Genomic DNA, 23634 nt, shown 5'->3' on the forward strand with positions numbered 1-23634 from the left:
CTCAACAATGAAGGTTCTGACTATGCGACGGGCTCGGTCTTGTCCAGCCGTTGATCCGCTTGAGCTTGTTCTGACGCTCGGCTAGGGTGCCCGCCACTGTCCCGTCAAATATACCCGGAACCCCATGAGCCGTAACATTCTTTTTCTAACCGGCACACGCGCCGATTTTGGCAAGCTCAAACCGCTGGCCATCGCTTTGCGCGACGCGGGTTTCGGCATTTCATTTTTCGTGACGGGCATGCACATGCTGGACCGCTACGGGCGCACCAAGATCGAAGTGCACCGCCTGCCCGGTGTGACCAAACATGAATACCTGAACCAACGCCCGGGCGATCCTCAGGACATCGTTTTGGCGAAAACTGTCGTGGGGTTTTCCGACTATATCACTGAAACTCGCCCCGATCTTGTGGTGGTGCATGGCGACCGGATCGAAGCGCTCGCAGGCGCGCTTGTCGCAGCAACCAACTATATTCCGTGCGCCCATATCGAAGGTGGCGAGGTTTCCGGCACGATCGACGAGATCTACCGCCACTGCAACACCAAACTTGCCAGTCATCATTTCGTCTCCTCTCAGGATGCCAAACGTCGCGTGATGGCCATGGGAGAACCCTCCGGTTCTGTGCATGTTATCGGGTCGCCGGAGCTTGATTTTCACGCCGATAGCTCGGGCGTGACGCTGGATGAGGTGAAAGACCACTACGATATCCCGTTTGAAGAATTTGGTATTGTGGTGTTTCACCCTGTCACGTCCGAACAAGCCACAATGGGTGCACAAGCCCACGCTCTGTTTGGCGAACTGGACGCATCCGGGCGCAATTTCATCGTTATCGCACCAAATAATGACCCCGGATCCGAGGATATATTTGCCGTTCTGGACGCCTTGCCACCTGAGCGGTTTCGTCAATATCCCTCAATGCGGTTCAATCACTTTTCCGAACTGATGAAGAACGCCGCCTGCATGTTGGGCAACTCCAGCGCAGGCGTACGCGAAGCTCCTTTTCTGGGATTGCCTTCATTGGACATAGGCACCCGCCAAACCAATCGGGCACAGTCGGACTCGGTGTTTTCCTGTCCTGCCACTGACCAGGCCGCAATTGCCGATTTCCTGACCACACAATGGGGTCAACGTCACGCACCCCATACCGGGTTTGGCGAAGGCCGCGCGGCTGATCGATTTGTCACTGCGCTGGAGGATGACACCTTTTGGACTCAAGCCTTGCAAAAAGCATTCCACGACCCCGATTAAGTCATATCCATATCGACAACACCGCTAAATACCCGCGTTTCCCACGCGTTGGCGATCATCAGACTGCTGGCGCGCATCCTATCAAATCGCGGCAGCAACGGATTGCCCGAGCCATTTTGCCCACGCACCGACGCCAGAAAGTCCCGCATGGCGTCCATAAACATATCGTTGCGCTCAAACGTGTAAGGCATGTGTGTTTCGCCCGTCCCGTCTGCGATACGCATCTCGGGGCCCAGGAAATCCAGATCGATGATCGCGTCTGTGCCCCTAAGCGCCGCGCGGCGCACTGAGACAGGTGCAACATAATCTACCGCGACTGACCCAATTGTGCCGCTCCCCGATGCCAGCGACAGCCGAGACGAAAAATCCACGCCCGGGAATGCCGCATGCCCGACAGCATCACAAGATTTTAGGTTCAGATCAGGGAACAAGGCCATCGCCATGTCGATCTCATGACACAAGTCAAGCAACACGCCACCGCCTTCGGGCTCTGCGGCATAGCTTCCCGCAAACGACCAGTTCTCGCGCCACTGGCGCACATCATGACCAATCTCAAAGGAAAACCCGTAAATCCCGGACAGGTCCCGTTCAACCAAATCACGCATGGCCGGGTGATATCGCATCATGAATCCAACCATGGATCGATCAGCCACTGCAGCCCCGGCTGCATGTATCGCTTCGGCCTGAGCCACACGCCATGCTAACGGCTTTTCCGCATAAAACGGCCATCCTTGCGCGGCGCACATCTCGATCAGCTCAAGTCGAATTGGTGTAGACGTGGCAATCACCACCGCCTCGATATCGCCGCGTTTTTCAAACGCGATCTCGTCGAACCCACGCCACCCGATCAAGTCGGTCCGCTCGCCAAGGCTCTCCAGATTGGCCGCGTGACGACGCCCGATAGATCCGGCACCGATGACCGCAATCACCACGCCGAAAAACCACCATCAACATTGACCATCTGCCCGGTCATATGCCCGGCCTGATTGCTGCATAAAAACAGCATGACATCGGCAATTTCATCCGGCTGTGCCATGCGGTTTTGCATGATCAACTCGCCCACACGGCGCTGAAACTCTTCCGAATGTCCATTGAACACCGCACCCGGCGATATCGTGTTCACCGTTGCATCCCGTTTGGCCCAATACCCGGCAAGCCAGACCGTCAACCCATGTATCCCCGCCTTGCTGACGCCATAGGCCGAGAAATTTTTGAACGGCATGCCGTCATATATCGGGTGATGCGCACCATTCAGAGCGTACATCGACGCCACATTGACCAGCGCCGCAGGCCATTTGCCGATAATGTCCCGGTCCATCTGACGTGCCACCATGAAGGCCCCGGTTAGATTGGTACGCATGGTGCGTTCAAAATCATGCACCGTGGTGTCGGCAAAATCCGGGAATGGCTTGCCCGCCCCCATCAACATCTCACCAGTGATGGCGGCATTGTTCAACACAACATTGGGTTTCCAGCCATCAGCCATCACCCGCTGAAAGATTGATGTAACCTGTTCTTCGTCACCCACATCCATGTGGTAGAAACCGAAATTGGGGTTGTCGCCATGCGCCTCAACCAATCCGTCCGCACGCGCGCCTTCCAGATCGGTCGCCACAACCTTGGCCCCGGCGTCCAGCATCCGGCGCACATAGGTTGAACCCAATACCCCGCCAGAGCCGGTGATGAAAATGGTGCGGTCGCTCAGTTGATTGGTCATGGCATCCTCAATTGCTGTTCAGGCGGTCATTCATCAGAAATTCCACCAGCTTGAAATCCAGCGGCGCGTCAATATCCACACAGCGTTCCGGTGGCATCTCGAACGGGATCACACGCCCCTCATAGATGGTCTCAGCGCGGCGCAGATAGCTCGGATCAACCACATAGGTGCTGGCGGCGTGTTCATAAACGGTTGGCGCTGCTTGTCGTGCCCAGACCCCCCCGGGCAAGGGTTTGGAAACATGCAACGCGCCGGTTTCGTCCGGTTCTACCAGATTGAAATAAGGATTCTTGCGCGCTTCACACACGCTCATCACCATATCCGGCTTTTGGGCGGCAAACAGATCCAACGCCCCACCAATATCCTCGGGCAACCGCAAAGGTGCTGTACAATCCAGATCCAGAAACGCCGTTACATTTTGCGCCAATGCGGCCTGCCCGGCCTCAAGCGCATGTTGCCAAACGCCCCATTTCGGGGCCTCATCCGTAGCAAGATGCGCGGGCCGTAACCCTATATCCAACGCTCCCTTAGCGACCGCATGCGCATACATCGCCTCATCATCCGTCGACACCACCACCGCATCAACCTGCGGGTGCTCCAACATCTGATCCAACGACCAGTCGATCAACGGCTTGCCACACAGGTCCCGGAAATTCTTACCTGGTACGCCCTTTGACCCTTTTCGGGCTCCGATATGCCCCAAGATCATTGCGCGGGCTCCTCTTCATCTTGCTGAATTGCTTTGTAATACGTCATCAGGCGTCCCTTAAGCGGGCCAATCGCCTTTTCCGACCAGATCAAAATGCGCCCCTTTCGGTCCACAACCCGGCCTCCCTCGGGCATCTCCAAAAGAGCCTGACCTTTGACCTCGATCCCCGGCAGCGTCACGGCCAGCAGCCCGGCCCATCGCGCCCGCACCCATGGCATGGACGCCCGCAGATAAATCAGCCAAGGCCAGGGCAACATGAACTCAGTCGGGAATTTCACAGCCATTCGGCGCGGAATAGCCTGCAAATGTGCCTGCGCAGCCCAGCTCATGAAACGTTCATCTGCAATCATCGGGCGCACACCGTGATCTCCGTGCTCCGCCTGAAGCGCCCGGAATTTTGCCGCGACATACCCACATTCGCGTGGATGATAGACCACAATTGACGAGTTGCCGCGTGCGTATTTTCGCTTGTCAGTCAACCGCCACGCCAACCGCCCAAGCGCACCAATGGGCAGCATCGCACTCTGAAACAGCACCAACCCTTTAGGGCTTTTGGGGACATCCAGAAAGCGGGCCATGTCACCAAACACAACCGTATCGATATCGATGTATATCGCGGGCAGATCATCCGGCACGATGCTGTCTTCAAACATCACCAACTTGGCCTGACAACCACCACCCCGCATTTCCGGGCGCATAAAAAACTCAGGAATGCGCCGCTGCACAATTTCTGCGTCCAATCCTTCACGATCCCGATCAGTGATCAGAACCGTGCGAAAAGGCCGACTGGCATGGGCGCGAACCGTGTCGATCAAATGCGCAACTTCTTTCACGCCGTATTTGGTGCCCCAAAGGACCAGAACCAGTTGCCATTCCGCTTTCGCATTCATCGCTGACGGGTCCTTTGATCCATTTCGTGCCTGCACTCAATTAAGTGGACCATATTATTGTTGCAACCTCAAACCACTTGCGCAGTTTTCTTGCGCTTACTAAGTATCGGGCGGCGTCAGGTTTTGACGCGCCAAAGAGACCAGCACGCACCGCCATGAAAACACGCATTCAGACATTTGTTCACTGGTTGTCCGACCTTGTGTTTCGCGGGTTTCTTGGGCTGATGCGCCTGCTGCCCTATGACACGCGATTACATGTTGGCGGATTGGTGGCCACCAAAGTCATTGCACCACTTACCGGCACGCGACGCCGCATTCGCAAAAATCTGTCCATTGCGCTGCCCGACCTCACACTAGACGAGGTAAAACGCATTGTCTCGGGCGTGCCATACAACATGGGCCGCACGCTGATGGAGTTCTACTCTCCACACGAGTTTTCCGAGCGTGTGCAACGGCTTGAGCTTGACGGCGTTGGTATGCCTGCCATTACAAAGGCCCAGGAAGAGGGTCGCGGCGTTATGCTGATCACCGGCCATATCGGCAATTACGAGGCGGTCAACGCCGCCTTTATCGGGCGCGGCTATCAAATTGGCGGCCTCTACAAGAAAATGTCCAACCCCTATTTCAACAAGCATTACGTTGCGGCCATGGCCGCCATTGGTGAACCCTTATTCGAGCGGGGACGCCGGGGCATGGCAGCAATGGTCAAACATCTGCGCTCTGGCGGAATGGTTGGCCTGATCCTGGATCAGCGCATGAACGACGCCCCGATCCTTGAATTTATGGGCAAGCCCGCCCGAACGGCTTTGTCGGCGGCTGAAATGGCGTTGAAATACAATGCCTTGATTGTGCCCTGCTATGCCATCCGTCAGGCCGACGGCAGTTTTGATATAATTGTTGAGACACCCATCGAACCAGACACGGCCGAGAACATGACGCAACAGCTCAATAACAGCCTTGAGGTTCAGGTGCGCGCCCATCCGGAACAATGGATGTGGACCCATAACCGTTGGAAAAACGCTGGAAATGCCACACCTGACGATCGCCTCTGATCCGCCTTTCCGGGCAAAACACCAAGAAATCACCGCAATTTCGCAAGAATAATACCGTTAACGGTCCTCATATTGGTGCTGTGACCACTGCTCGCCGGTCACGTTGCCAATGGAGACTTCCAGTGAAACACGTGCCCCCTTCGGCACTCGCGCCCAAGCGGCGTCATGCCCGTCTGTTCGAACTGATCCGTCAGGAACATCTTGCCGCATCGCCGCAATCGCGGGCTAAACCAGACACTGCGTCTGCAGACATGCTCACAGATTTTTTGAAATCCGCCTCAGCGTCGCTGCACAAAAGACCTTAGATATCCCCCCTAAAACCAGACGCTACAACGAATTTTTCCGAACTGTCAGATCGGCTGGCAGGGGGTTTCACATTCGCGACCTTGGTAAATTTCTGCTTTAGCAGCTTTTGCAGCTCACCTTCGGCGCCACCGGCCAGAACCTTGGCCACAAATGTGCCGCCCTCTTCCAGAACATCAAATGCAAAATATGCAGCCGCTTCGCACAGCGACATGATCCGCAAATGGTCTGTCTGTTTGTGACCGGAACTTGATGCCGCCATGTCGCTCATCACGACATCGGCCTTACCACCCAGCCATTCCTTGACCTGATAATCAGCACCTTCATCCATGAAATCCAACACATAAAGATCGCACCCGGCAATGGGCTCCACCTCTTGCAAATCTACTCCCAGAATGGTGCCAACTTTCTTGCCGGACTTCTCACCCAGCGCATTCACCCGAGGCACTGCAATCTGACACCAGCCACCGGGCGCACAGCCCAGATCAACAACGCGCGCACCGGGCACCAAAAACCGGTACTTATCATCCAATTCCATGATCTTGAACGCCGCACGCCCGCGATAGCCTTCTGCCTGCGCTCGCGCCACATAGGGATCATTCAACTGACGCTGCAACCAAAGCGTTGAACTCAGCTTGCGTCCACGCGCCGTTTTGACCTTTACGGTCAAATCGCGTCGTCCGCGCCCTGATGTGTTCTTGCCTGTCGGTTTCTTCGCCATGTCATGCACTCCAATGCAGAGGGCCGTTTACCGGGACCTGACGGATAAGGCAAACGTCATGCGCGACATTGCCCGAAAAACGGGGAAACAAACCTTAGAACGGCCCGTCTTCCAGCACCCCATCCATACTCATCTGGGCATAAAGAAGCCCTTCGCGCAGGCCGCGATCCGCAACAGACAACCGGTTTGTCGGCCAGCATCTTAAAAGCGCCTGCAAAATTGCAGATCCGCTCATGATCAGGGCCTGACGGTCCTGCCCGATGCGCGGGTCCTGACGGCGCCCTTTGGGACCCAGCGCAAGATAGCCACGGATCACCTTGTCAATCTGATCGCTGGTCATGCGCAGCCCGTCCACTTTGGTCCGGTCATAGCGGCGCAATCCCAGATGGCTCGCGGCCACGGTTGTAACTGTACCGCTGGTGCCGATGATCTGAAATCCTTCGCTGGACGGAATGTCCTTGTACGGTGCGAACTCCGCCAGATTTTCCTCAAAAAACCAGCTCATCAGCGCAAACCGCGCAGAATCGTCTTCAACATCCCGGAATTGATCCCGCAAGGTCGCAACACCCAGCGGCACACTGATCCAATCCACAACTTTGGCAGCCGGAAACGGGCTTTCGGCACTGTGAAACCCACTGCGCAACCGCATGATCGCGCGGGGTCGCTCAACTTTTGGCACCGCCGTCAGATCGATCCACACCAATTCAGTAGACCCGCCGCCTATATCCACCACCAAAAGCTGTTCCGTCTTTGTACTGACCAGTGGCGCACAGGAAATCACCGCCAGACGCGCCTCTTCCTCGGGCTCGATGATCTCTAACTGCAATCCGGTTTCCCGGTGGACCTGCCGAATAAAATCCCGTGCGTTTTTGGCACGCCGACAGGCTTCGGTTGCCACCAGACGCATCCGGCGCACCTTGTGCCGTTTCAGTTTCTGCTGACAGATGCGCAGTGCTTGAATCGTGCGACGCATCGACCCGCGTGACAAACGCCCGGTCGATTCCAAACCCGACCCAAGCTGGACGGATTTGGAAAAACTATCAACCACATGGAACTGATTTCCCTTGGGTTGGGCAACCAGCATGCGACAACTATTCGTACCCAAATCCAGCGCAGCATAAAGCTCGCTGGGATCGGGCGGTTTCGGCGCGGGGCTCTCGACCGGTTTCAGGATTGCGCCCGCACCTTTGGGACGCTTGGGCGTCATATTGCACGCCCTCCGTTTATCGTGTTGCTTTCAACCTAGCCGCTCCCCCTGCATCCCGCAATCCCCGTCGCGCGCCTCTTCATCTTCATCATGTGTAAATTTCATGCCCTTGCCTGTGGCCAGCCCTGCCTATCTTTGGCTACAAGGCACACGACACAGCTTTCGCGTCGCGGAATGCTGTCCAGTTGTCGAAATTGTGCAAAACGGATCGGGCGGACTGTCTTACGACTGTATTACCGACACCGGAGGAATCAGAGGCCACCATGCCCGACGTCACCATCGTATATTGGCGCGACATCCCAGCTCAGGTTATTGTGGGCAAAGGCCGTCGCGGCGCCAAGAAACAACTGGCCGAACGCTTTGAACAGGCGATCGACCGGGCGGCGATGAAAGTTGGGGCTGCGGATACGGATGCGTATCTCTCAGAATGGCGCAAAGCTGCCCCCTACCCGGTCGAAGGTGATCCGCAGGCTATCGTCGAAAGCGAAGCTGCACGGCTCGAAGCAGAATTTGATCAGGAGCGTATCAAGCAATTGATCAACAATGATGGCTGGGCATGAAGCGCCCCACTTTTTTGGATACCGCAATGGCTTTGTTGAATTTCAAGCGCAAAACTGACGAGGTCAGAACCACCTCGCCCGAGGTCGAAGCCTTTTTGCAGGGCTATTCGATTGAGGTGATGCCGCGCACGGCGGCCAAGGTCGAAGATTTCCGGGCGCTATTGCCCGCCGGCACCCGCGTTTACATCGCCCACATCGAAGGCACCCCCATCGAAGAGATGGTTGCGACCGCGAAACGCCTTGCCGATGACGGCTATCCGGTCATGCCGCATTTTCCCGCGCGTATTATCAAAGATGCCGCGACTTTGGAAAACTGGATCGCGATGTATCAGGGCGAAGCCGGTGTCGATCAGGCATTGATGCTGGCCGGTGGCGTTGAAACGCCGCATGGTGACTTTGACAGCTCAATGCAGCTTTTGGAAACCGGGTTGTTTGACAAGGCGGGATTCAAACGTCTGCATGTCGCGGGTCATCCGGAAGGCAACAAAGACATCGACCCGACTGGTGGATATGCCAATGTGAATGCGGCGCTGGAATGGAAACAGGATTTTTCACAACGCACAGATGCCGACATGGCCATCGCGACGCAATTTGCATTTGACGCCAAACCCATCATCGCATGGGCCGACGGGGTTAAAGCGGCTGGTATCGATATCCCGATCCACATTGGTATCGCGGGACCGGCCAAACTGCAGACCCTGATCAAATTCGCCATTGCCTGCGGCGTCGGCCCATCGCTCAAGGTGCTGCAAAAACGCGCCATGGATGTCACCAAGCTGTTGTTGCCGTATGAACCCAACGACATTGTGACCGAACTGGCCAACCACAAAGCGGTTAACCCGGATTTCAACATCGACAAGGTGCACTTCTTCCCATTGGGTGGCATCAAAACCAACGCCAGCTGGGCGATCGATAATGGTGGCGCCTCTGGCACCCCGGTGAACGGCTAAACGATGGACATCCGTGCGCTGCTATTTGACCTTGATGGGACTGTGATCAACAGCGATCCGATCCATATCAAGGTTTTTGCCGATCTACTGGCACCGCACGGGCATATCGTGGACGAGGCGTTTTATGCGAAAAACATCCTCGGTCGGACCAACGCCAATATATTTGGCGACCTCGCGCCGGATGCCCCTGACCCGGCGGCGCTCGCTGATATCAAAGAAGCCGAGTTTCGCCGCCGCCTGCCGCGTCCTTATCCGTCCATGCCGGGTCTTGGCGATGTCATGACTCTGGCCCGCCGCAAGGGTTGGAAAACCGCCGCCGTCACCAACGCACCCCGCGCGAATGCCAAAGCTATGCTTGATGCGATCGAAATGCACGATCTCTTCGACACGCTTATCATCGGCGAGGAATGCGTTCGCGGCAAACCACACCCTGATCCCTACCTCGAGGCGATGTCTCGCCTCGGAGCGGCTCCTGAGCACTGCATCGCGTTTGAGGACAGCCCCCCGGGCATCGCATCCGCTGTGGCATCAGGCGCCTTTGTTATTGGTATCCGCTCTTCGCTGGACGAAATGCCCCTGCGCAAGGCGGGTGCCCACGAAACTGCAAAAGACTTTAACGATCCTGGCCTGGCCCGGATCCTCAAGAAAGAAACTGGAGTGCACGCATGACCCGCACCATCGTTGAATCAAAGACAAAAACCGCCGTCATCGGGTTTGACGAACCATTCTGCGTCATCGGCGAACGGATCAATCCCACCGGGCGCAAGATTTTGGCCGCCCAACTGGAAGCAGGCGATTTTTCGACCGTCGAAAGAGACGCCGTCGCGCAGGTCGCCGCCGGTGCCACCGTGCTCGATATCAATGCGGGCGTGGTTTATAACTCTAACCCTAACCCCAACGAAACCGAGCCACCGTTGATGAGCAAGATCGTCGATCTTGTTCAAGGCCTTGTGGACGTGCCTTTGTGCATCGACAGCTCCGTGCCCGGCGCGCTCGAGGCGGGTCTGAAGATTGCCGAAGGTCGCCCGCTTCTCAACTCTGTCACCGGAGAAGAAGAACGCCTTGAGCAGATCCTGCCACTGGTCAAGAAATACAACGTGCCGGTTGTGGCCATTTCCAACGACGACACCGGCATTTCCGAAGACCCTGATGTTCGGTTCGAAGTTGCCAAAAAGATCGTTCAGCGCGCCGCCGATTTCGGCATTCCTGCGCATGACATCGTGGTTGACCCGCTGGTGATGCCCGTGGGCGCCATGGGCACTGCCGGTTTGCAGGTATTTGCGCTTGTGCGCCGCCTTCGCGAAGAGCTGGGCGTGAACACCACATGCGGAGCGTCCAACATCTCGTTTGGCCTGCCAAACCGCCACGGCATCAACAACGCCTTCCTGCCAATGGCAATGGGCGCAGGCATGACGTCGGCCATCATGAACCCGATTGCCCTGCCCGTGGGTCCAAAAAAGCTGGCCGAGAAAAAGGCCGAAGTTGCCGCCGCTGGCATCATCCTGCCCGAAGACATGGATGACGAAGCGTTTTGCCTGATGTTTGGCATTGGCTCGACCCAACCGCGTGCTGGCAGTGAAATGGAAGCCATCCGCGCAGCCAATTTTCTGACCGACAATGATCCGCATGGCGGCGCATGGATCCGGTTTAACAAACCACCCGCCAAACCCGGAGAAGAAGGTGGCCGAGGAGGCCGTGGAGGCCGCCGCCGTCGCCGGGCCTAGTAGAGCGCCCCGCTCATCAAGAAACAAAGCCAGAAACGCAACCGGGCGTTTCTGCCTTTTTCATTCTTATAAACTCTTTGATAACACCGTTGATCCCGTTCGCAGCTTAGGACACACTTGGCCAATCCGGGCTAATGGAAATTGCGCAAGATGGTCGAAATCACTGAAATTGCAGGAAACCTCGCCAATCAAATTCTTGCCGCACCAACGTCAGGGCGTCGCACGCTGATCGCATTGGCCGGCCCGCCAGCCAGCGGAAAATCGACACTGGCTGCCGCGCTGGCCACAGTTCTGACAGACCGTGATCGCGTCGCACAAGTAGTGCCAATGGACGGCTTTCACCTCGACAATCGCCTGCTAGAAGAACGGGATTTATTGAATCGCAAAGGCGCGCCCCAAACGTTTGATGCATTCGGATTTCTTCACCTTATCAGCCGGATGAAAGACGAACCTTCTGTAATTTACCCCGAGTTTGACCGCGAACGTGATATTGCGATTGCAGGGGCGGCCGAGCTTTTGGAAACATGTGACACAGTGATTGTCGAGGGCAATTACCTATTGTACGACGCGCCCGTGTGGCGGGATCTGAATGCACTTTGGGATATTCGCATCCGCCTGAATGTACCCGAAGAAATCCTAACAGGCCGCTTGATTGCACGATGGAAAGCCCTTGGTCTTTCAAAAGAAACAGCTCTCCAAAAAGCGGAAGGCAACGATTTGCCCAACGCCAGATTGGTCAATGCGGCGTCACTGTCCGCAGACATCACCATTTAACGCGCGATTACAGCGCCCCACGTTTCTTGCGTGACCTGAAATCAAACGCAGCGGCCGTAGGATCTTCGTCCACATCAAACAGCGCGTGTTTCTGAATTTTCTGTGTTCCCGTTACAGGAACTTCCGGTACAAACCGCACCCATCCGGGCGCTTTGTAATAGGCCAAACGCTTGAAACACCACGAAAATAGCGCTTCTGCCAACTCTGGCGAAGTGGTTGCGGTTGCTTGAACACACGCCATCACCTCTTCATCGCGCATTTTGTCCGGCACCGCGATCACAGCCACCCGTTCAACATCGGCGTGTTCCTGCAGACAGGCCTCGATCTCTGCGGCGGCAATATTCTCACCTGAGCGGCGAATGATATTCTTTTTGCGATCTACAAACGTGATCAGGTCAGTGTCATCCATGACCACGGTGTCGCCAGTGTGAAACCACCCCCCACGCCATGCGTCTTCTGTGGCATCGGGCAGGTTGAGATACCCGGAAAACGCGCCCTTTCGCGGTGTGTTGGCGTCATACCGAATTACCATTTCTCCGGGCGTGCCGCGCGCCACCTCGGTATCCATTTCGTCAACCACCCGCACATCAAGCCCAGCCTGTGGACGTCCCATGGCGCGCGTATGCACAGACCGTGGCGCATGGCAATCCGCCAATATCCGGCACATTTCAGTCATGCCCCATACCTCAATCAACGGAAAGCCAAACCTGTCCTCAAACGCCTGATGTATCGTCGGTTCTACACCCGCCCCAACCGCAAATTCAATTTTATGTTTTGTTTCATATGGTTCAATGTCTCGGTTCATCAATGCCGGAATGATGACCCCCAGATAATGCGCGGCCGTGGCCTCTGTCTCAACCAATTCGCGCCACCACGCGCTGGCACGAAATCGTTCCGGGATTATCTGGGTGCAGCCCTGGTCGATCACACACATCAACAACAGAACCGCAGCGTTCACATGAAACGCGGGCAATGGGCAGTAAACCCTTGTTTCACCGGTCTTAAACCGAATGTCTCCACCACAGGATGCATACCACTTGCCCATTTGAACTTCGTAATCGTGGCTCAGAATGCACCCCTTGGGACGCCCGGTCGTGCCCGACGTATAAATTAAACTAGCCTCGGTTTCGCCGGAAACCGGGTCGGTTCGCGGTGACATCGCACGCGCTTTGGGTAAATCCGGCAAGTCAGAGTGCATTTCGATCAGATCAATCGAGCCTTCACTCTCCTTTAATCCAGCCCGCATTAAGCCAGCCAATTCAGGCGCAGAAATCGCCAACACCGCCTGACTGTCCTGCAACAAATACGCTATTTCGGTGGGGCGATAGTCCGGGTTCACCGGCACCCAGCTGATCCCGCATTCTGCAAGCGCCAATTTCAGCAACAGCATCTCTGGTCGATTGCCAAGCAAGACAGCAATACGATGGCCATGCCCATACCCCGCCTCACGAAATGCATGCGCCCAAGCACCAACAATTTCAGTCGCTTGTGCGAATGAGATAACGTAGCCGTCCGGATGGTAACTCCGGTTTTCGTCCTGTGGCACAACCAAAAACTCGGTGTCTCCAGCCCGTGCAGCGCTTTGTGCAAAAAACGTTCCGATAAAATTGCTCATGTCAAAATCCTTCCCGACTGACGATATCCTAGCGAACGTTGACGCATACGCAATCGCGCGCTCTTTTCAGTGTTCGTGCTATGGGCTAGCGTGGACCAAACAGGAGCCCATCTGTGACGTCCTTCTTTGTACTCTTCCTGATCGCAACCGAAGCCCTTGCCATCTATCTCGCGCTTCGGGCTGTTGCATGGTCACGCACGCCTCAGGGTGCCGTCGCGTGGGTCGTTTTCCTGCTGTCTGCGCCGTATATCGCCATTATCAGTTACCTGTTTCTGGGCCATTCCCGGATCAAAGGCTATGTCGTAGCCCGGCGCGAATATCAGGAAATTCTGACCGGTGTAGAAACTGCGAGAAAGGCATTTCCTCCCAAGGAAGACGTGGAAAATCGCGGTTTTATCGCGTTTGAAAAAATTGCATCCAGCCCAATCCTGTCCGGCAACTCCATGGATCTTTTGATCGACGGTGAAGAAACATTTGATGCGATTTTTGAGGCCATTGATGCAGCCCGGTCATATGTCCTGATCCAATCCTACATTGTGCGGGACGACCAGATTGGCCGCGCGCTGAAAACGCACCTCATCGCAGCCGTAAATCGCGGTGTAAGCGTCTGTTTTCTGTACGATTCAGTTGGATGTTCGCGCCTGCCAAACAGCTATGTCCAAGACCTGCGCGATCTGGGCATTCGCATCTATGATACCAACGCCCTGCGCGGGCCGACCAAGCGGTTCCAGCTGAACTTTCGCAATCACCGCAAAACTGTTGTTGTGGATGGAAAAACCGGCTTCACCGGTGGTCTGAATATTGGTGACGAATATCTGGGGCGCGATGCGAACGTCGGGCCTTGGCGTGATACCCATTGCCGCCTGCACGGGCCGGTTGTTTTGCAACTACAACTCGCATTTTGCGAAGACTGGCATTGGGCCACACAAGAATATCTTTACAACAAGATCGACTGGCCCTCCGCTCCCGCCGAAGACAACCATGATGCGCTGCTGCTCAGCACCGGGCCAGCCGACGAGATGGAAACCGGCAACCTCTTTTTTAACGCCTGTATTGCGGCGGCGCGCGATCGCGTCTGGATTGCGTCGCCCTATTTCGTTCCAGATCCAGACATTACAACCGCGCTCAAACTGGCCGCACTCAAAGGGTTGGATGTGCGTATTTTGGTGCCTGCCAACAAGGATCACTGGCTCACGTGGCTTGCGGCCTTTGCCTATTTTGATGAACTGCGCGACGCAGGCGTTCAGTTCTGGCTCTATGACACTGGCTTTATGCACCAAAAAGTAGTGCTGATAGACGATTCCATTGCCGCCGTGGGCACATTAAACCTCGACAGCCGCTCGTGCCGACTGAATTTCGAGGAGACGGCAATGTTCTTTGAGCCTTCCGTGGCCGAAGATTTTGAGATCATGCTGGAAGACGATTTTGCCCGCGCCACAATGTTGCGAAAGAAGATCACCGAACAACCTTACTGGATACGGTTCACCGCACCTCTTGCCCGTCTTTTCGCTCCGCTTCTGTAGCTTTGCGTTGGATATCGAACAGACGCCCGTTGTATTCAGCCCCGAACACGAAAATTGCCGCCATCATATAAAGATAGACCAAAGCTGACATAATCCCGGCCAACCCCGCATATGTTGCCGAGTACGTCGAAAAAGATCCGATGTAAAAGGCAAATCCACGCGACGCCAAATCCCAGAAAATCACTGTCAGTATGATCCCCGGTGCCAGTGAGCGATCTGAATGGCGCACCCCCGGCAACCATCGGTGACAAGCATAAACCGCAAACAGCAAAATGATCGCCGTCACGGCTGTCCGAAACTGGTCATTGCTCAAAATTGAGTTTTCCAGCCAAGGCACCCATTCGCCGAAGAAATGCAGCACCAGGGGCACAAACACCGCCAACATCCCGGCAGCAATGATCAACATCGTTCCGGCAAGTACAAAACTGATCGACAACAACCGCGTCTTCCAAAACGGGCGCTGATCATCATCGCGATAGGCGCTGGTGATCACCAGCCGAATGGCATCCACCCCGTTGGATGCGAACACAATCGACAATATCGCGCCCAGCGTCACAGTGCCGCCGCCATATTGTAGAACCGCGCGTAATTCCTGTTCGATCGGGCTGGATATCGTTTCAGGCCAGGATCCCAGAACAAAGTTAATCAGGTCATCGACATCAGTCTCTGCGCTCAGCATTCCGGCCAGCGACAATGCAAAAATGCAAAACGGAAACACCGCCAACATTATCGAAAGCGACATGTGACTGGCCCGCACAAATCCACCCTTGTCGCCAAAGCGTTTCAACGCCTCCCAGAATGTCACCCAATATAGTTTCATAATCGCCCCAACCCGTGTGTCCCGCATATAGGCCCCAGCCGCTCGCGCCGGTCAAGCCGCGACCGCAATTCGACACCAGATCGAATTCGGCATGTGGAGCAAAAAACGGATCGTATTTTCCAAAGATATGGCCGCGCCCCATGCCCATTTCTTGTTGAACAGCAACAACAGGAACACTCTTCGCACCGACGAATTTAAACTAACTACATGAAAAAAATCACTTTTCTTCTCGCCAGATCGACCACTCACGGCGTCAATGTCTTCACCTGTTCGAATTTCTTTGGTCAGTGCAATTGAATCTCATTCTGTGTCGAGCAGTTGCCCCTGCCCCAAATCGATAATGTCAGGCGACGTTGCGATTTGGGGCAGCGGAACAGGTGTTCGTGCAGACGTCACGAAAACCAGTTGCGGTCGTTTTGGATCGTCAAAGCTATGAAACGGAAACCTCAGGGATGCCCCCAATACCACCATTGGATTATTTGAACAGCGAACTCGCAGGCAGCGCCCGAACCTGCCGCCTTGTGCGCCTTGGCAAACAGTCACGCATGGCCCAGGCACCTGTGATCGTGATCTCCGATCTTGCTCAGTCACCCGGCGCACGGCGACTAATCGCGCCTATGCATCTCGCCCCTTTGATGTCAGACATCCAGCGTGATCTCTATGTTATTCAGTGGGCCCGCGAATGGCAGGCCGGCGGCGGAGAGCGTTTCAACCCCATATTGCGTGATCTTGATCTTCTGATCGGCTCGGCCACACCGGATGCAGGTAAAATCCATCTGGTCAGCCTTGGTTCGGGTGCCATTCCTGCGTTCAAATGGCTCACGTATTGCGCCCGTGAAAACAAAAGCACGACACAGGTCGCGAGTTTCACTCTGTTAGCGCCATCCTTGTCTGTTCATGAGCGCACGCCACGCACTTCTTTGACACAAGCCCCCCGAGATATGTGTGTGATTGGCGAAGAATCCGATGACTTGATTCAATTTCAAGAGCTTTTGTCCACCGCAGTACGGCTGCCACACGAGCCATCTTTGTGCCTTGTGCGTGGACCAGAAAGCTATCTCTGGTCAGACACTATTAGCGCCGATCGGGCTCAAGTGTTGCAATCTGCTGTCGAATTTTCTGGTTCTTGGAAACATGCGTGGCGCGATTGGATCGTCACGTCAGACAAAAGCTTCGCCAATTATGGAAGAACAGGCTGAATTCAGGCCGCCAAACCTTCGTGCCGCCGCACTTTCAGCGGTGTGCGCCCAAACCAGCGCCGAAATGCCTGATTAAACGCGGTCTGGTCAGAGTACCCAACTGCCAGCGCGACTTCACCCAACGGCAGGTCGGTTTGCTGAACCAACGCCAGCGACCGTCGGCGCCGCTGTTCATCAAGAATTTCCCTGAAACTGGTGTCTTCCTGCTTTAATTTGCGTTGCAAAGATCGTGGCTGCATACGCAAAGCGGCTGCGACCTTGTCCTGTGAACAGACGCCAAGCGACAATTGCCGAAAGATTTCCAAGCTTACTGTTTCCGCAAAGGCAACACCTTTTTCTGCGGTAATCTCTGCCAAATACCGGCGAATGATCGGGTGAAAGGCGACGTCCTGTTTCTTGAGACGCACATCCAACACATCGCTGCGAAACATGAATGAATAGCTGTTACAGCCATAACGCACAGGACAACCAAGTTCAGCCGACAGATGATCCTTGCCCAATGGTGCTGCAAACATTACCTCGGCCGACAATATGTCAGGGCGACGCCCGGCAAGTTCCGCCAATACATTCATGCCCATCACCATCGACAATTCGCGCGCTTGCCGGGGTCGGGTTATGCTCAGCGGAGAATAGGTTACCTCAGCCAACCCATCCTGTGGAATTTCGCGCAACGCTGTGACAACCCCGTTGGTGTGCAGAAACTGATTGCGCAGCATGGCCTGCGCCGCCCCACGTACGCTAGTCTCCATGCGCGTCACAAGGCTGACGACGCCCAACGTTTCTAGCGAATGCAACCGCGCCAATTGGATTCCGATATCTGGTATGTTCCAAGCCCGCGCGCAATCCTCCAAAAGCGCGCCCATATCCTCAAAATCAATTTCGGTTTCGTGCGCGCGAAAAATCGATTTATCCAGCCCATACCGCGCCAGAATGACGGTCAGGCTTTGTCCTTCACGCTCTGCAATTTTGTCGAGCCCCTCAATAACCGATGCTCGAATATACCCAGCCAAATATCTCTACCTCTAATCGCGTTTAAACAACGATAACCTGCTCTTCGCATTTAGGTCCAGCGATACGTCAGACAAATCACCGCAACCCGTCTTCGCCGGTCACACCATCGAACACGGCATAATCGCTTTGGTCTCGCCCAGCCTTCGCGCATGGCATGTTTGCCCTGAACATACCACTGCGCCATATCCTCCAGCTCGTTCGCCTCACCGATCAGCCTGGCCTTACCATAACCTTCAACCCTCTCGCTGCCGCCCATCGCGTCACCAACCAGTCGGTCAACACCGGGCCCAGCAGCTTGAGGTCGTCTATCGCAGCTTCAAGAGCGGCAACATAGCGCCCGGCAATTGGGTTGTCTTACCAAGGCAACAATGGCCGAGCGACGGTATGGCGTCCGCTGTGCTCAAGGATTGACAGCGCCCGCGTCATCCTAACGCAGCCAAGCTCCGAACAGGGCCGAACGCGCAAACAATCTGCGCGACGTCATCCGCAGCCGTCGCGGATCAAATCTGAGAGAACCTTGGGCGGCTTTCCTCAAACGTCCCCGACCGGTGGCACTGCCCGCACCTGATTGCCATACTCACCACCATTCTCCAACACATCGCGTATTTCACGCACAGACGCGTCATGTCCGCCAAGCGATCGAAATTCTGCCCGCAGCGTGGTGAATTCCAACGGCGCAACGATCGCGGGTGTTGGCACGTACCCAAACGCATTGTCCGGCATTTGGGTCACATCAGCCATCAAAGTAATGCCGCCACCGGGCCAGACAAAGGCCTCTGCGCCTCCAATTGTCACCTTCGTGCGTCGGTCCTGTACAGACCGAGTCAACCGCACAGGATTGCGTGTCACACCAGAACGCAATGACCCACCGGCGCCACCCATGAACATCACAGTACACAATGCCGGTTCACAGTTTTCCGCAATCAGATCCACTGCTCCCTTCAGCGTCTCGGGCAAGGGCTGCTCAATTGGCACAAGCTCCTCATTCAACACGTAATATCCGTATTGCTCGCCGGTAGTGGACACCATCAACATGTTCAACCCTGCATGGGCACCCTTTTTGGGCAACCACTCCCCCAGAATGGTCAATGGATCCTGAACATCTGTGCCGCCCCATCCTAGTCCGGGCTGGGCCACCTGAAAATAACGCCCCGGCGTCGACCTGCGCCCCTTTATACGAATGCCGGTTGACGGCCAGTCGATCACTTTTCCAGCCTGATGTTCGCTGACAACACCCGTGATATGATCATCAACCACAACAACTTCGTCGACCAACTCCTTCCATTGACTGGCGAACATTCCGATGGTCGCCGATCCACAACCCACCCGCATCCGTTCTTCACGTTGCCCGTCCACGATCGGTGGCTGGCCGGCCTGCACGCCAACCGTCGCACCATCTTCAACACTCAGCTCGACCAGTTCGCAATTGCACAAGCGCATCAACACGTCGCATGTTACGCGCCCCTCGGTCTTGGATCCTCCAGTCAGGTGATCCACCCCACCCAAAGACATCATCTGAGAGCCGTACTCACTTGTGATCATCACCCCTACGGCTTCACCCAGATGGCGCACGACCGCGCCCTCGTGGCCCAGATGCCGGTCGGTATCGATCTTAACTTTGACCCCGCAATAGCTGAAAATCGCTTCGGTCACGACGGTCACAAACTCTGCACCGTCCACTTCGCGGCTAACCAAAAACGGCGCCGGTTTGTAATCAGGATAAGTTGTGCCAGAACCAACGGCAGTCACAAACAGATCGTCGCCCGCCAGGCGTCCATCCCACTCTGACTTCAAAAACGGGCGAATTTCCTTACCGTCGGAAATTGTCTTGTCCAGCACAGTCAGGGGATCACATCGAATGATCCGCCCGCCTTGGTTGGCATAGCGATCGCAGGCCCCGATTTTGCCCTCAGCGATATAGCACATCACCGGACAGGCATCGCAGCGGATTTTTTCTTCGCGAGTTCTGCGCGCGCCGTCCGTGTCACCGCTCATGATCATTTCCTGCTTCTTTTATTGCGGCAAGCACACGATCCGGTCGGGCAGGCAGTTTTGTGATCTGCGCACCGCTGGCGTGACGGATCGCATTCAATATTGCCGGCGCGGTTGGGATCAAAACATGTTCGCCCAGCCCCTTGGCCCCGTAAGGTCCCTCTGGATCAGGTTTTTCGATTAGGATCGACTTAATTTCCGGCATATCTCCAATCGTTGGGATTAGGTAATCATGCAAATTCTCGGTGCGCCCGGGAATGTACTCTTCCATCAACGCCAGCCCCAGACCCTGCGCGATACCGCCCTCGATCTGTCCCTCTGCCAAAAGCGGATTGATCACACGACCCAAATCATGTGCAGCGATGATACGGATCACCCGCACCGTGCCCAGCTTCATATCAACCTCGACTTCGGCCATTTGCGCGCCATAGCCATAGACCGCATAGGGTGTGCCCTGCCCGTTTTCGTCCAACGCGCTGGTGGGTGGATCATAGCTTTCTTCGGCCTGAAGCACATAACCATGTGCGCCCTCGGGCAAACTCTCCAATGCGATCCTGGCGCAGTGATCCCCGTCCCTAACCACAATCTGCGTGCCCTCAAACGTCAGCTCAGCCTCGCTGCCCATATTGGTCATTGCCAGCACCTGCGCTCGCAGAGCCTGACCGCTCAGCATTGCTGCCTTGCCTGTCACCACGGTTTGTCGGCTGGCAGAGGTTTTTCCGCAATCGGGTGTTATATCGGTATCACCATCCACTAACGTCAACTGATGTACCGGTATACCAAACGCATCCGCCGCTATCTGCGCAATGACCGTGTTGGCACCCTGACCAATGTCCATCGCGCCTTGATGCAATACAATTGTGCCGTCAGAGGTCACGCCAATCCGAACCGTCGATGGGTTAGGTAGCGCCGTATTCCCGCAGCCATACCAGCAGCTGGCCACCCCCAGCCCGCGTTTAACATCCCGATGCGTCGCATTGTGCTGCGCGACAGCCTCCAACCCCGCATCCCAAACAGGACTCAACGCATCCAGACATTCACCGATGCCAACGCCCTGCAACACCTGCCCACAAACCGAGGCCTGCCCGTCCATCAGCGCATTTTTGCGCCGAAACGCCAGCCGGTCCAAACCGGCCGCCTCAGCCAGCTCGTCAAACAGGGTTTCCTGAAGGATCGCGGCCTGCGGCACACCAAAGCCACGAAAAGCGCCCGACACCGGCCCATTGGTGTGCACCGCGCGTGCTTTGGCGCGGTAGTGAGGCACCGCATAGGGCCCGGACGCGTGCACAGGAACCCGTACCGCCACAGTCGGACCCCAGCTGGAATAGGCACCAGTGTTGAAATCCCCGTCAAACCACATGCCAGTCAGTCGCCCCTCGGCGTCCGTGCCAATTCGTGCCGACATTTGCGAGGGATGGCGTTTGGTGGTCGACATCATACTTTCGCGTCGCGTGTAAACCATGCGCGCCGCGCGTCCGGTCTTTAATGTCACGAGACCAATCAACGGTTGCAAGGACACGTCCAGCTTGGAGCCAAACCCGCCGCCCGTTGCCGCAGGCCGGATACGCACTTGTTGTGCCTCCAACCCCAAAATCAGGGCTGTTTCATCACGATCCATCACCGGCGCCTGCGTACAGGCCCGAATATTCAAAACATCACCGTCCATCCATGCAAGCCCGGCCTCGGGTTCGATATAGGCGTGCTCGACATAGCCAGTGTCCATTGTGCGCTCAACCACATGCGCAGATCCCGCCAGAGCATCCAATGGATCACCCCGTTTCACATGCCCTGCGATCAGCAAATTGTCGGGCCGATCCTCCAAAACGCGCGGCGCATCTTCCTTGCACGCCTCAGCCACAGTGGTCAGCGCATTCAAAACTTCCCAACTGATCGGAAAATCCGCCAGATCAAGATCAGACATCACATCTTGTTCGCCCGCGACCAAGGCAACCGCCTCTCCCCGCATGCGGACTTCTTTTTCCGCCAGGGCTGGTTGGTCGGCATAGGCGCGAATTACGCTAAAACTGTTTTGCCCCTCAATATCCGACGCCTTGAACACAATCACTTCCCGATCAGACGCCCAGTTTTCCAGATCACCAAAAGCGAAACTCGCCCGCGCATGCGGTGATCGAATGGCGCGCACCCAGAGCGCGTCTCTAGGTCCTTCATCCGCACCATAAAGCTCAGTGCCATCCACTTTGGGCAGCCCATCCAGCCGCTCAACGCTGACCCCGATTGCCGCGCCACGTTTTGGAGAAGGCCCCGCCTTATCCGCCGCCACGTCCATCACGGCATCGACAATCTTGGTGTATCCGGTGCAGCGACACAAAACACCCGCCAACGCCTCCTCGACTTCACTGCGTGACGATGTTTGTGTGCGCCGGATAAGGGCGGTCGCCGCCATCAACATGCCCGGCGTGCATATCCCACACTGCGCCGCGCCGTGGCGCAAAAAGGCCCGTTGCAATGCATCCGGACCGGGCTCACCCAAGGCTTCAACGGTCTCAACAGCACGCGCGCCCACATGGGCGACCGGCGTCAGGCAGGCACAGACCACTTCACCGTCCAACAACACCGAACACGCGCCACAGTCACCCGCATCGCACCCTACTTTAGTGCCCGTCAGCCCCAGATCGTTCCGCAATACGTCAGACAATCTACGACCGGGCGCTGCGTTGACCTCACGTCGCGCTCCGTTCACCAGAATGTCGATATTAGCACCGTCCTTCATGACACCCCTCCTGCCAGATCACGCAATACACGCCGGATCTGTTCCTGCGCTGCATCAAGTCGATAGGTTTCGCTGCCCCGTACATCCGAAATGGGCGTTAAAACTCCAGTGATATGCGCGGGTTGAACCGCCGCGTCACAACCCGCAAGCGTCCTGCCAACTAACGCCGCCTCAAGCGCTCCCATCCGTTGTGCCACCGGGCTACACGCGCCAACCGCAATGGCAGCGCTTTGAATAACGCCGTCCCGCACCACCAGCCGCGCAGCAACCATGGCAATGGAGATCACAAGGTATTTCCGCGCGCCAAGCTTGCGAAACGCGCTTATGCCTTCCCCCGACCCGGCCGGAATATGCACCGCAACAACCATCTCATCTGGCCGCATCGCTGTCTTTCGCACCCCGGTCACAAATTCTGCAAGTGGCACGAAACGCGTGCTCCCTGAAGACGCCAGTTCAATTTTGCTGTCCAGCGCCAGCAAGGGTGGCACACCGTCGGCTGCGGGGGATGCATTGCAAAGATTGCCAGCAACCGTTGCGACATTTTGAATTTGAAGCGACCCAACTTGACGCGCTGCCGCCTTGAGCATGTCAAACGCCGGGGGTAAATCTGCGCGTACAACATCACGCCACGTGGCCGCGGCACCGATACGCCAGCCTTGGGAAGTTTTTGTCACACCCTGCAAATCCTGAATGGCCATGATATCTAACACAGACCCCGCCAATGCCTGACGTTCGGTGGCCGGAAGAAGATCGGTGCACCCGGCGGCCAACGTCACTTTGCCCGTGGACAAGATCGCCAATGCATCTTTCAGGTTGCAGGGGCGATGATAAATACCCATTCTGCCGTCTCCTTACTTTGTTCGAGAACGTTCGATATTGTTTGTACGCAA

22 protein-coding genes are annotated in these 23634 nt (G+C 56.0%); 9 read left to right on the top strand and 13 right to left on the bottom strand.

Going from position 1 to position 23634, the window contains the following annotated elements:
* The first annotated feature begins 124 nt into the window (after positions 1–124).
* On the top strand, positions 125–1246 hold the full coding sequence (neuC, locus tag ABJI08_RS16465) for a UDP-N-acetylglucosamine 2-epimerase (protein WP_348402937.1): 1122 nt from the start codon (positions 125–127) through the stop codon (positions 1244–1246).
* Here the strand turns inward: neuC and ABJI08_RS16470 are convergent.
* From ABJI08_RS16470 to ABJI08_RS16485, 4 genes are read right to left on the bottom strand one after another with little or no spacing between them, the layout of a single operon-like run.
* Positions 1243–2178, bottom strand: coding sequence for a hypothetical protein (locus ABJI08_RS16470; protein WP_348402938.1), 936 nt, complete (start codon positions 2176–2178; stop codon positions 1243–1245). The two genes, neuC and ABJI08_RS16470, sit on opposite strands and share 4 nt — an antisense overlap.
* The gene (locus ABJI08_RS16475; protein ID WP_348402939.1) at positions 2172–2963 is read right to left on the bottom strand and encodes an SDR family oxidoreductase; all 792 of its coding nucleotides are present in this window, start codon (positions 2961–2963) and stop codon (positions 2172–2174) included. The genes ABJI08_RS16470 and ABJI08_RS16475 overlap by 7 nt, the downstream gene beginning before the upstream one ends.
* Positions 2964–2970: 7 nt before the next feature.
* Positions 2971–3672 carry an acylneuraminate cytidylyltransferase family protein gene (locus ABJI08_RS16480; protein WP_348402940.1) on the bottom strand — a complete coding sequence of 234 codons (702 nt, stop codon included), beginning with the start codon at positions 3670–3672 and terminating at the stop codon, positions 2971–2973.
* Positions 3669–4562 (bottom strand): hypothetical protein, encoded by an 894-nt coding sequence (locus tag ABJI08_RS16485; RefSeq protein ID WP_348402941.1) that lies wholly within the window; start codon positions 4560–4562, stop codon positions 3669–3671. The genes ABJI08_RS16480 and ABJI08_RS16485 overlap by 4 nt, the downstream gene beginning before the upstream one ends.
* A 155-nt stretch (positions 4563–4717) precedes the next feature.
* Between ABJI08_RS16485 and ABJI08_RS16490 the strand changes: the two genes are divergently transcribed.
* Positions 4718–5614: a lysophospholipid acyltransferase family protein gene (locus ABJI08_RS16490; RefSeq protein ID WP_348402942.1), complete on the top strand. Its 897-nt coding sequence runs from the start codon at positions 4718–4720 to the stop codon at positions 5612–5614.
* Between the two features lie 301 nt (positions 5615–5915).
* On the opposite strand, the gene ABJI08_RS16495 is transcribed toward ABJI08_RS16490, so the two are convergent.
* Entirely contained in the window at positions 5916–6638 is a 723-nt protein-coding gene (locus ABJI08_RS16495; RefSeq protein ID WP_348402943.1) for an RlmE family RNA methyltransferase, read from the bottom strand.
* 94 nt (positions 6639–6732) lie between these two features.
* Positions 6733–7845 carry a Ppx/GppA phosphatase family protein gene (locus ABJI08_RS16500; RefSeq protein ID WP_348402944.1) on the bottom strand — a complete coding sequence of 371 codons (1113 nt, stop codon included), beginning with the start codon at positions 7843–7845 and terminating at the stop codon, positions 6733–6735.
* A gap of 263 nt (positions 7846–8108) precedes the next feature.
* Here ABJI08_RS16500 and ABJI08_RS16505 point away from each other — a divergent pair, with 263 nt between their 5' ends.
* The 5 genes from ABJI08_RS16505 (at position 8109) to ABJI08_RS16525 (ending at position 11853) form a co-directional block, all read left to right on the top strand.
* Complete coding sequence (locus ABJI08_RS16505; protein WP_348402945.1) at positions 8109–8405, top strand: virulence factor; 297 nt, start codon at positions 8109–8111, stop codon at positions 8403–8405.
* Between the two features lie 26 nt (positions 8406–8431).
* Positions 8432–9355: a methylenetetrahydrofolate reductase gene (locus tag ABJI08_RS16510; RefSeq protein ID WP_348403026.1), complete on the top strand. Its 924-nt coding sequence runs from the start codon at positions 8432–8434 to the stop codon at positions 9353–9355.
* A 3-nt stretch (positions 9356–9358) separates the two neighbouring features.
* Positions 9359–10024, top strand: a complete 666-nt coding sequence (locus ABJI08_RS16515; protein ID WP_348402946.1) for an HAD family phosphatase — start codon at positions 9359–9361, stop codon at positions 10022–10024.
* Complete coding sequence (locus ABJI08_RS16520; protein ID WP_348402947.1) at positions 10021–11079, top strand: methyltetrahydrofolate cobalamin methyltransferase; 1059 nt, start codon at positions 10021–10023, stop codon at positions 11077–11079. The genes ABJI08_RS16515 and ABJI08_RS16520 overlap by 4 nt, the downstream gene beginning before the upstream one ends.
* Before the next feature lie 150 nt (positions 11080–11229).
* Positions 11230–11853, top strand: a complete 624-nt coding sequence (locus ABJI08_RS16525) for a nucleoside/nucleotide kinase family protein (protein ID WP_348402948.1) — start codon at positions 11230–11232, stop codon at positions 11851–11853.
* A gap of 7 nt (positions 11854–11860) precedes the next feature.
* Here the strand turns inward: ABJI08_RS16525 and ABJI08_RS16530 are convergent, their stop codons facing one another.
* The gene (locus tag ABJI08_RS16530) at positions 11861–13468 is read right to left on the bottom strand and encodes an AMP-binding protein (protein WP_348402949.1); all 1608 of its coding nucleotides are present in this window, start codon (positions 13466–13468) and stop codon (positions 11861–11863) included.
* 113 nt (positions 13469–13581) lie between these two features.
* Here ABJI08_RS16530 and cls point away from each other — a divergent pair, with 113 nt between their 5' ends.
* Positions 13582–14991 carry a cardiolipin synthase gene (gene cls / locus ABJI08_RS16535; protein ID WP_348402950.1) on the top strand — a complete coding sequence of 470 codons (1410 nt, stop codon included), beginning with the start codon at positions 13582–13584 and terminating at the stop codon, positions 14989–14991.
* On the opposite strand, the gene ABJI08_RS16540 is transcribed toward cls, so the two are convergent.
* Complete coding sequence (locus ABJI08_RS16540; RefSeq protein ID WP_348402951.1) at positions 14951–15811, bottom strand: YihY/virulence factor BrkB family protein; 861 nt, start codon at positions 15809–15811, stop codon at positions 14951–14953. The genes cls and ABJI08_RS16540 overlap by 41 nt on opposite strands.
* Before the next feature lie 545 nt (positions 15812–16356).
* Between ABJI08_RS16540 and ABJI08_RS16545 the strand changes: the two genes are divergently transcribed.
* The gene (locus ABJI08_RS16545) at positions 16357–17010 is read left to right on the top strand and encodes a hypothetical protein (RefSeq protein WP_348402952.1); all 654 of its coding nucleotides are present in this window, start codon (positions 16357–16359) and stop codon (positions 17008–17010) included.
* A gap of 2 nt (positions 17011–17012) precedes the next feature.
* Here ABJI08_RS16545 and ABJI08_RS16550 read toward each other — a convergent pair whose 3' ends face one another.
* The 5 genes from ABJI08_RS16550 to ABJI08_RS16570 form a co-directional block, all read right to left on the bottom strand.
* Positions 17013–18020 (bottom strand): AraC family transcriptional regulator ligand-binding domain-containing protein, encoded by a 1008-nt coding sequence (locus ABJI08_RS16550; protein ID WP_348402953.1) that lies wholly within the window; start codon positions 18018–18020, stop codon positions 17013–17015.
* Positions 18021–18070: 50 nt separating this feature from the next.
* Positions 18071–18277: a hypothetical protein gene (locus ABJI08_RS16555; protein ID WP_348402954.1), complete on the bottom strand. Its 207-nt coding sequence runs from the start codon at positions 18275–18277 to the stop codon at positions 18071–18073.
* A gap of 275 nt (positions 18278–18552) precedes the next feature.
* Positions 18553–20016 carry a 6-hydroxynicotinate reductase gene (locus tag ABJI08_RS16560; protein ID WP_348402955.1) on the bottom strand — a complete coding sequence of 488 codons (1464 nt, stop codon included), beginning with the start codon at positions 20014–20016 and terminating at the stop codon, positions 18553–18555.
* Positions 20006–22744, bottom strand: coding sequence for a molybdopterin cofactor-binding domain-containing protein (locus tag ABJI08_RS16565; protein ID WP_348402956.1), 2739 nt, complete (start codon positions 22742–22744; stop codon positions 20006–20008). The genes ABJI08_RS16560 and ABJI08_RS16565 overlap by 11 nt, the downstream gene beginning before the upstream one ends.
* Positions 22741–23583 carry an FAD binding domain-containing protein gene (locus tag ABJI08_RS16570; RefSeq protein ID WP_348402957.1) on the bottom strand — a complete coding sequence of 281 codons (843 nt, stop codon included), beginning with the start codon at positions 23581–23583 and terminating at the stop codon, positions 22741–22743. The genes ABJI08_RS16565 and ABJI08_RS16570 overlap by 4 nt, the downstream gene beginning before the upstream one ends.
* Positions 23584–23634 lie beyond the last annotated feature (51 nt).

This window comes from Shimia sp. (assembly GCF_039969785.1).
Classification (GTDB): domain Bacteria; phylum Pseudomonadota; class Alphaproteobacteria; order Rhodobacterales; family Rhodobacteraceae; genus Shimia.